This window comes from Bacteroides sp. An269 (genome assembly GCF_002159755.1).
GTDB lineage: Bacteria > Bacteroidota > Bacteroidia > Bacteroidales > Bacteroidaceae > Phocaeicola > Phocaeicola intestinalis.
Window position 1 is genome coordinate 21,963 of sequence record NZ_NFJG01000043.1, and the last position, 8,319, is coordinate 30,281.

Consider the following 8,319-nt stretch of genomic DNA (forward strand, 5'->3'; position numbering starts at 1 on the left):
TGAAGAATGCCATACGGTCAACGTGATTCTTCATTCTTCATTCTTAATTCTTTATTTTAGTAGGTTTCATATAAGTTTTACTGTTCGGCGGAAGCCTTGTCTTTTTTTGATGAGGCTTCTGTTGGTTTATTACAACAACAATGTTTGAAACGCAGATTCACGCGGATTCTTTTGATTTACTTTTTTTCGATTTACGAAGTACGATTTAAAGCTTAAATAGTAGATAGTAAATTGTCAAATCGTAAATTAAAAGAATCTGCGATAATCCGCGTTTCTTTAGAATTGCTATACCTAACCACATACATAAAAGAAATGAATACAATCAAAACCATGAAGACTTTTTGCCTGCTTTGCCTTTGCCTATGGGCAAACCTGATGCGGGCACAAGTGCTCGACCGGAGTGCCTTCGGGTTGTTGAACCTGGACTATCCCGGTCTGGAGAAAGTAAAGGCAGCTTGCGATGCGGGCGATACGCTCCGTGCCGCCGAAGAGTTGCTGGTGTATTACCGTTCGCGGACGGGTGTGTCTACGCCCGACCTGGATTTGGAACACCTTTCGCTCAGTGAGCGCGAACGTGGCTGGGCGGACGATGCGCTGGAACATACTTTCTACGTGCACGACGGATACCAGCCTCCGTTCAATTACGGGAAAGACATCGACTGGCGCTATTGGCCCGTGCAGGACAATGAATTGCGCTGGCAATTGCACCGCCACAAATGGTTTACACCCATGGGAAAGGCTTACCGCCTGACGGGAGACGAGAAGTATGCCCGCGAGTGGGCGCTTCAGTATGCCGACTGGATAAAGAAGAACCCTTTGGTGGAGATACCAAAGGCACTTTATGAGTTGCAGGACGATGCCGAAGGCGAGGCGGAGAATGTGCGTTTCGCCTGGCGTCCGCTGGAGGCGAGCCACCGCTTGCAGGACCAGATTAACCAGTTCCTGCTTTTCCTGCCTTCGCCTTCGTTTACGCCGGCTTTCCTCACCCAGTTCCTAAGCAATTACCACCGCCATGCCCTGCACGTGATGCGCAACTATTCGGCAGAGGGCAACCACCTGCTTTTCGAGGCGCAACGGGTGCTCTATGCAGGGGCTTTCTTTCCCGAATTTAAGGAAGCTGCAGGATGGCGCAAGAGTGGCATCGATATCCTGAACCGTGAAATCAAGAAGCAGGTCTATCCTGACGGAGGGCAATACGAACTGGACTTGCATTACCACCCGGCGTGCATCGACATCTTCTGCAAGGCATTGCGTATGGCGGACGTGAACGGTTTCCGGTCGGAGTTCCCGCAGAGCTACACGGACACCATTGAGTCGATGATTGTGTTCTACATGAACCTCTGCTTCCCCGATTATACGAATCCTTGCTTCAGCGATGCCAAGCGGGGCAGCCGGAAAGGGGATATTGCCCGATACAAGGCTTGGGCGAAACTCTTCCCCGACAATGCCCAAATCCGGTATTTTGCCACCGAAGGAAAGGAAGGGCTTCCGCCTGCCAACCTCTCGAAAGGCTTCCTCGATTCGGGCTTCTTCGCCTTCCGGAACGGGTGGGGGAAGGATGCCACGGTGATGGTCATCAAAGCCGGACCGGCGGGAGAATGGCATAGCCAGCCCGATAACGGCACGTTCGAGCTTTGGGTGCAAGGCAAGAACTTGTTCCCCGACTCAGGTTCGTATGTGTACGAAGGCAATGAGGAAGTGACCCGCCTGCGCAACTGGTTCCGCCGCACCGCTTCGCACAATACCCTGACGCTGGACGGGAAGAACCTGGAAGACCGCGTATCGCACACGAAAAGCTGGCAACCCGAAGGCGAGGTGCAATCCTTGGTCACCGAGCACGAGAGTTATAAGGGATTGACTCACCGGCGCACGTTCTTCTTCATCGAAGGTTCGTACTTCGTGATAGTAGATGAGGCACTGGGCGATGCTACGGGCACCGTCAACCTGAACTGGCACCTGTGTGACGGAAAGGTGAATATCGACCCCGAACACCTGGCGCTTTCGTCTGCTTTCGAGGGCGATGTGCAGGTCAAGCTCCAGTGCTTCGCACCCCGCCATACCGTGCTGAAGGAGGAAGAAGGCTGGTATTCCACCGCTTACCGCCAGCGCACCGAGCGTACCTCCGTATCGCTGAACACCCCGAAGGCATCGGAACCCTTGCGCTATATCACCGTCATCTGTCCCTACCGCTTGCCCGAAGGGGAACCGAAGATAAAGGCACGCTTCGCAGGGGAGTCTCGCATTGAGGTTTCGGTAGACGGGCAGAAGCGCACGCTTGCTTATTGATAGCTCTAGTTGCTTATGCGTTACAATTGTTACAATTACAGTTAATTTGAATTGACTTCCCAATGGAAGAAACAGAGGTTATAAAATTATATAGTATATATATTATATTATAATATATATACTATATAATTTTTAATGTATCACTCGTTCCGTCCGTTGCGCTTACATGAAAAACAATTTCGATTAACTGTAATTGTAACAATTGTAACGCTTGATGCGTAGCTATATGCGCAGCCCCACGCATATACTTTCGCGGGCTTGCGCATCTGTATGCGTGTGTGTCTGCAAATAAAAAGTAAAGAAAGTGTACGGTTATTCATATTTTTTCTTACTTTTGGGAAAAATAGAAACACAAAATGAAATTACAGCCTATTCGGAATCTAATCGCACTGACCGTATGCCTCGTTTGGTTTTGCACCGGGATGCAGGGGCAGGTTTCGTTTGCCCATATCGGACTGGAGGACGGTTTGTCGCAAAGCACCGTGCTTAGCATTACCCAAGACGTACAAGGCAATATGTGGTTTGCCACGTTTAATGGAGTAAACCGTTTCGACGGATACGATTTTACCGTCTATCGTCACGAGACCGGGAATGCCGGAAGCATTGGCGATAACATGGTGTATGCCGTCAAAGCCGATGATAAGGGAGGTGTATGGGTAGGTACGAATAACTGGCTTTCGTATTACGATGCGGACAGGGATGCTTTCCGCAATTACCGTTGCCCTCAGAAAGAAGAAGATGTCCGGGTGATGCAAATCGCCGATGTGGACGATAGCCGTTTGTTGGTCAATACGTCCGCCGGATTGTATGTGTTTCATGTAGCGGATACATCTTTTGTGCAGTCCGGATTGCCCGCTGATTTGTTCCGGTTGAAAGCTACGGCGATATACCGTAGCAAAGATTCTTTGTACATAGGAGCCAAAGACGGATTGTGGATGTATTCATTCGCATCGCGGACATTGGAGCATCTTCATGCTTTGCCTTTGGGAAGAAAGGAAATCTTGACTTTATTGCAACACGGCAATCACCTTTGGATAGGAACCGAAGGCGACGGGCTTTACCGCATGGATAGGACTACACGTGAATTGCGTCATTATACGGCAGGAGGACCGGACGGATTAAGTTCTAACTTCGTGCGTTCGTTGGCTCTTGACGCCCGGAACCGGTTATGGGTGGGGACATTTACTTCGCTGGATATTTACGATGAGGCAACCGGAAGGTTTCAGGTATATACCAGCAACCGCCGCCAGAACCGGAGCCTTTCGCAAAGCTCTATCCGAAGCATCTTTATGGACTCGCAGGGAGGCATGTGGTTGGGTACTTACTTTGGCGGATTGAATTACTATCATCCGCTTCGCGAGCGTTTCCGCCATATCCGTTTTTCGCCCGAAGGAAATTCGTTGAATGATAATGTCATCGGTTGCATCACCGAAGACCGTGCGGGCAATCTGTGGATAGGGACGAATAACGGGGGTGTGAATTATTACGATATCCGTTCCGGGGAATATACTTATTATACCAAGGAACAAGGGCTTGGCTCGAACGATGTGAAGGCCATCTATGTAGACGAACAGGCCGGTAAAGTGTATATCGGCACCCATACGGGAGGGTTGAACATTCTCGACCGCCGTACGGGCAGGATTGAAAGCCTGATGCCGGAAACTACTAGGCTAACCAATATGAATGTATTCGCCATCCAGCCGTGTGCCGACGGCCGTCATTTATGGATTGGCACGTTAGAAGGACTGGTGCATTTCGATAAGGCGACGAAAACGTTTTCGGACATCAAGGGGAATGTTTCATTGGGTGTGAAACGTATCCGTACTTTACTGCTTGACCAGGAGAACCGTTTGTGGGTAGGCGGCGAAGACGGATTGGCGGTATGTTCCGGTAAAGGAGATTCGCTCTCTTCGGTCAGAATGGTGAGCGGCGAATCTGCTTTTGAATCGGCTACGGTTTACGGTGTATTCGAGGCTTCGGACGGTGATATATGGATTGCGACCCGTAACGGTTTGTATGGCTTTTCAGCTGGAAGAGATAGTGTCGTGCATTATTCGGTGGCAGACGGTATGCCCGATGCCATCGTATATGGTGTGTTGGAGGATGAGAAACACCGGTTGTGGATTAGTACGGATAACGGGCTTTCCTGCTTCGATCCGGAAAGCCGGAAGTTCAGGAACTTTACGGATGTGGATGGCCTGCAGAGCAATCAGTTTACTCCCTATGCCTGTTGTCTGGCTTCATCGGGCGAGATGTATTTCGGAGGCATCAACGGCATTACGGCTTTCCACCCCGAACGTCTTCAGGACAATCCATACGCTCCGCGAGCGGTCATATCCGAGCTGAGATTGTTCGGCGATCCGGTTCATCCCAATGACCAGACCGGCATCTTGCAGAAGCATATCAGCCTGACGGACCGGATAACCTTAAATCATAAGCAGTCTTCTTTCGCATTGAGCTTTGTCGTGTCGAATTACATAGCCGATAAGCACAATACGTTTGCCTATAAATTGGACGGATATGACAAGCGGTGGTTTGTTGTAGACGATAACCAGCGGTGGGCGACGTATGCTAATTTGCCTCACGGTACGTATAATTTCCTGGTAAAGGTAGCCAATAACGACGGCAAGTGGTGTGACGAGGTGACTAGCCTGGAGATAAAGGTACTTCCGGCATGGTATCAGACATGGTGGGCGATTGCGTTGTTCGCATTGATGATAATAGGTGTCATAACTCTAGTCATCCGTTTTTACTGGGAACGGGCAGATAAGGTGCGCCAGAAAGAATTGCAGGAGGTGAAAACACGCTTTTTCATCAATATTTCTCACGAATTACGTACACCGCTTACGCTGATAGTGGCTCCCTTGCAGGACTTGCTGGACAAGGTGACAGATAAATGGGTACGTAGCCAGCTGGAATACATGAAACGCAATACCGACCGGTTGTTGCATTTGGTCAACCAGTTGATGGATTATCGGAGAGCAGAGAAAGGGGTATTCGAATTGCGTGTCAAATGCATCAATGTCGGTCAGATTGTGGAAAAGAATTTCCGTTACTATGAACCGCTGGCACGTAAGAAGCACATTGATTATAACTTGCGTTCGGAACTGGGTGGTCGGCAGGTATGGTGTGATGCCAGTTATATCGAATTGATATTGAACAATCTTCTGTCTAATGCTTTCAAATATACGAACGACGGACAAAGTATTTCTGTCAATCTGAAAACGTCTGGCGATGACTTGCTCTTGCAGGTACAGGATACGGGGGTAGGGATTCCCGTCAATAAGCAGGCGAAGATATTCGAACGCTTCTATCAAGTGGAAAGCGAGCACATCGGAAGCGGCATCGGGCTTTCGCTGGTGCAGAAACTGGTAGAGTTGCATCACGGGCGGATAGAAGTGGACAGTGCGGTGGGCAAAGGTAGTTGTTTTTCCGTTTACTTGCCTTTATCGCGGGAAGCCTATGCCGAAGAGGAACTGTCCGGAGGAACACAACAGGAGGAGCCGGTCTATTCTACCAATGCGCGGGATATGTATATCGTAGATACGGAAGAGGCACTGGAACCGGCAGAATCCGATGTGGATACAGACCGGAAAGAAACCATACTGGTGGTGGAAGACAACGATGAAATCCGGCACTATATGAGTCGCGGATTGGAACGCTTCTTTATCGTTAAGGAAGTGGAAAACGGAGAAGAGGCGGTAGAGCTGCTGAAAACCGAAGAAATCAGTCTGATCCTAACGGATGTGATGATGCCCGTTATGGACGGTATACAGTTGTGCAAATATGTAAAACAGAACCTGAAGACTTGTCACATTCCCGTCATTATCCTTTCTGCCAAGGCAGAGGTAAAAGATCAGTTGGACGGCCTGCAAGTAGGGGCAGACGATTACATAGCCAAGCCTTTTTCTCTCTCGGTGGTAGTAATGAAAATCAAAAACATTCTTCGTACCCATTATCGTGCCATCGAGCATTATTCAAAATCATTGGAGATAGAACCTGAAAAGATTGCCTTGAACCGGCTGGATGAGGAATTCCTGTCGAAGGCGGTCTCGGTGGTAGAAAAGAATCTGGAAAAGCCTGATTTCTCTGCCGATGACTTTGCGCTGGAAATGGGCATGAGCCGTTCTTCGCTCCACCTCAAGATGAAGGGCATAACGGGAGAGTCTACAACAGAATTTATCCGGAAAATACGCTTTAACCAAGCGTGCAAATTATTGAAAGAAGGAAGGTACAACGTGGCGGAGATAAGCACGATGGTAGGTTTCAGCACCCCTTCGTATTTCTCTACCAGTTTTAAGAAATACATAGGTTGTATGCCTTCTGAATATGCCAAGGGTGGGGCTGTTCAACAAAAATGAAAGTTTTTTCTACAGGAATGAAATTGTTTTGACGGGATTGAAACTCCTTTCCACATAAGAGAAACCGAAGTTGGCTGCATCGTTTTACTTTTGCGGTGATAAGAATTTAATAGTAACAGCTGACTTTATTGTAATAGTATGAAGACAATTTCTATTCCTGTGTTGGGTATGGCTCTGGTTATCGGAGTATGTGCCTGTAGTGAGAAACCTTCGGTGCAATCGGATGAATGGGTGACTCATGCCCTGGATGTAGCATCTTGCCAGTTGAAACAGACGGCTTCTGATTTGGGTGATTCCACTCTTATGCCCCGTTCGCTTTGGACGGGTTATTCGATGGATTTTCTGGTCCGTCAATTGCAACGCGATCCGGCTACGTTTCAAGATTCCTTGTTGGCGCCTCCGCCAGCCGATAAGTTGGGGAAACTTCGTTTATGTTCGATAAGAGACTGGACAAGCGGATTCTTCCCCGGAAGCTTGTGGTACACGTATGAGTTGACCGGTGATGAAGAACTGAAGAAGTATGCCATTCAGTACACGAACATGCTGTATCCGATATCGGATGCAAAAGATACCCACGATGTCGGTTTTATGATTAATTGCAGTTACGGGAATGCGTTGCGGCTGGCTCCGAACGATACCATCAAGAATGTATTGGTAAAGACCGCCGATAACCTGTGTGCCCGTTTCGACCCCCAGATAGGTTGTATCCGTTCGTGGGATTTCGGATATTGGAATTTCCCGGTCATCATTGATAATATGATGAACTTGGATTTGCTGTTCAGTGCGAGCCGGTTGACCGGTGACCCTAAATATAAAGAGGTAGCAGTCCAACATGCGCTTACCACGATGAAGCATCATTTCCGTCCCGACTATACATCGTATCACTTGGTAAGCTATAACGACGACGGTACCGTGCAATACCGGATGACTCATCAGGGCAAGAACGATGAATCGGCATGGGCACGTGGACAAGGTTGGGCGGTATATGGATATACGTCCTGTTATCGGGAAACCAAAGATACCGTGTTCTTGAATCAGGCGGTCAAGGTAGCAGATATGATTATGAAACGGGTGAACACCAGTGATTTGATTCCGTATTGGGATTTTGATGCACCTGTAGAGAAAGATACGCCGCGTGATGCTTCGGCAGCTGCGGTCATCGCTTCGGCATTTTTAGAACTGAGTACGATGGTGCCCGATGGAGAAAGGTATTTCGATTATGCGCAGAAACAATTGGAAAGCTTGTCGGGCAAAGACTATCTGGCGCAAAAAGGCACTAACAAAGGCTTCGTCCTGATGCATTCTACCGGTTCTTTGCCGCACGGCTCGGAAATTGATACGCCTCTTAACTATGCCGATTATTATTACCTGGAAGCGATGAAGCGTTATCTGGACATCAAGGAAGGAAACGGTTTGGCTGCATCGGAAGCATTAGCCGAAAAGAAATGAACATATAGTTGTGAATTATCCTTAATAAAAGAAATACGATGAGAGTAATTATTGAATCAGATTATCAGGCTCTTTCCGAATGGGCAGCTAATTATGTAGCCCAAAGAATCAATCAGTTCCAGCCATCTTCCGAACGTCCTTTTGTATTGGGCTTGCCTACGGGCTCTTCCCCATTGGGCATGTATAAGGCGCTGATTGAACTGAACCGAGAGGGAAAGGTGTC

3 protein-coding genes and 1 pseudogene are annotated in these 8,319 nt (G+C 48.4%); all 4 read left to right on the top strand.

Going from position 1 to position 8,319, the window contains the following annotated elements; translation table 11 throughout:
* Nucleotides 1-330: 330 nt before the first annotated feature.
* Nucleotides 331-2,286, top strand: coding sequence for a heparin-sulfate lyase HepC (gene hepC, locus B5F71_RS09910; protein ID WP_241148588.1), 1,956 nt, complete (start codon nucleotides 331-333; stop codon nucleotides 2,284-2,286).
* Between the two features lie 356 nt (nucleotides 2,287-2,642).
* Nucleotides 2,643-6,647 (top strand): hybrid sensor histidine kinase/response regulator transcription factor, encoded by a 4,005-nt coding sequence (locus tag B5F71_RS09915; RefSeq protein WP_241148586.1) that lies wholly within the window; start codon nucleotides 2,643-2,645, stop codon nucleotides 6,645-6,647.
* Between the two features lie 138 nt (nucleotides 6,648-6,785).
* Nucleotides 6,786-8,096, top strand: a complete 1,311-nt coding sequence (locus tag B5F71_RS09920; protein ID WP_087209799.1) for a DUF4995 domain-containing protein — start codon at nucleotides 6,786-6,788, stop codon at nucleotides 8,094-8,096.
* A 38-nt stretch (nucleotides 8,097-8,134) separates the two neighbouring features.
* A pseudogene (gene nagB, locus B5F71_RS09925) lies at nucleotides 8,135-8,319 on the top strand (glucosamine-6-phosphate deaminase); the annotation flags it as partial.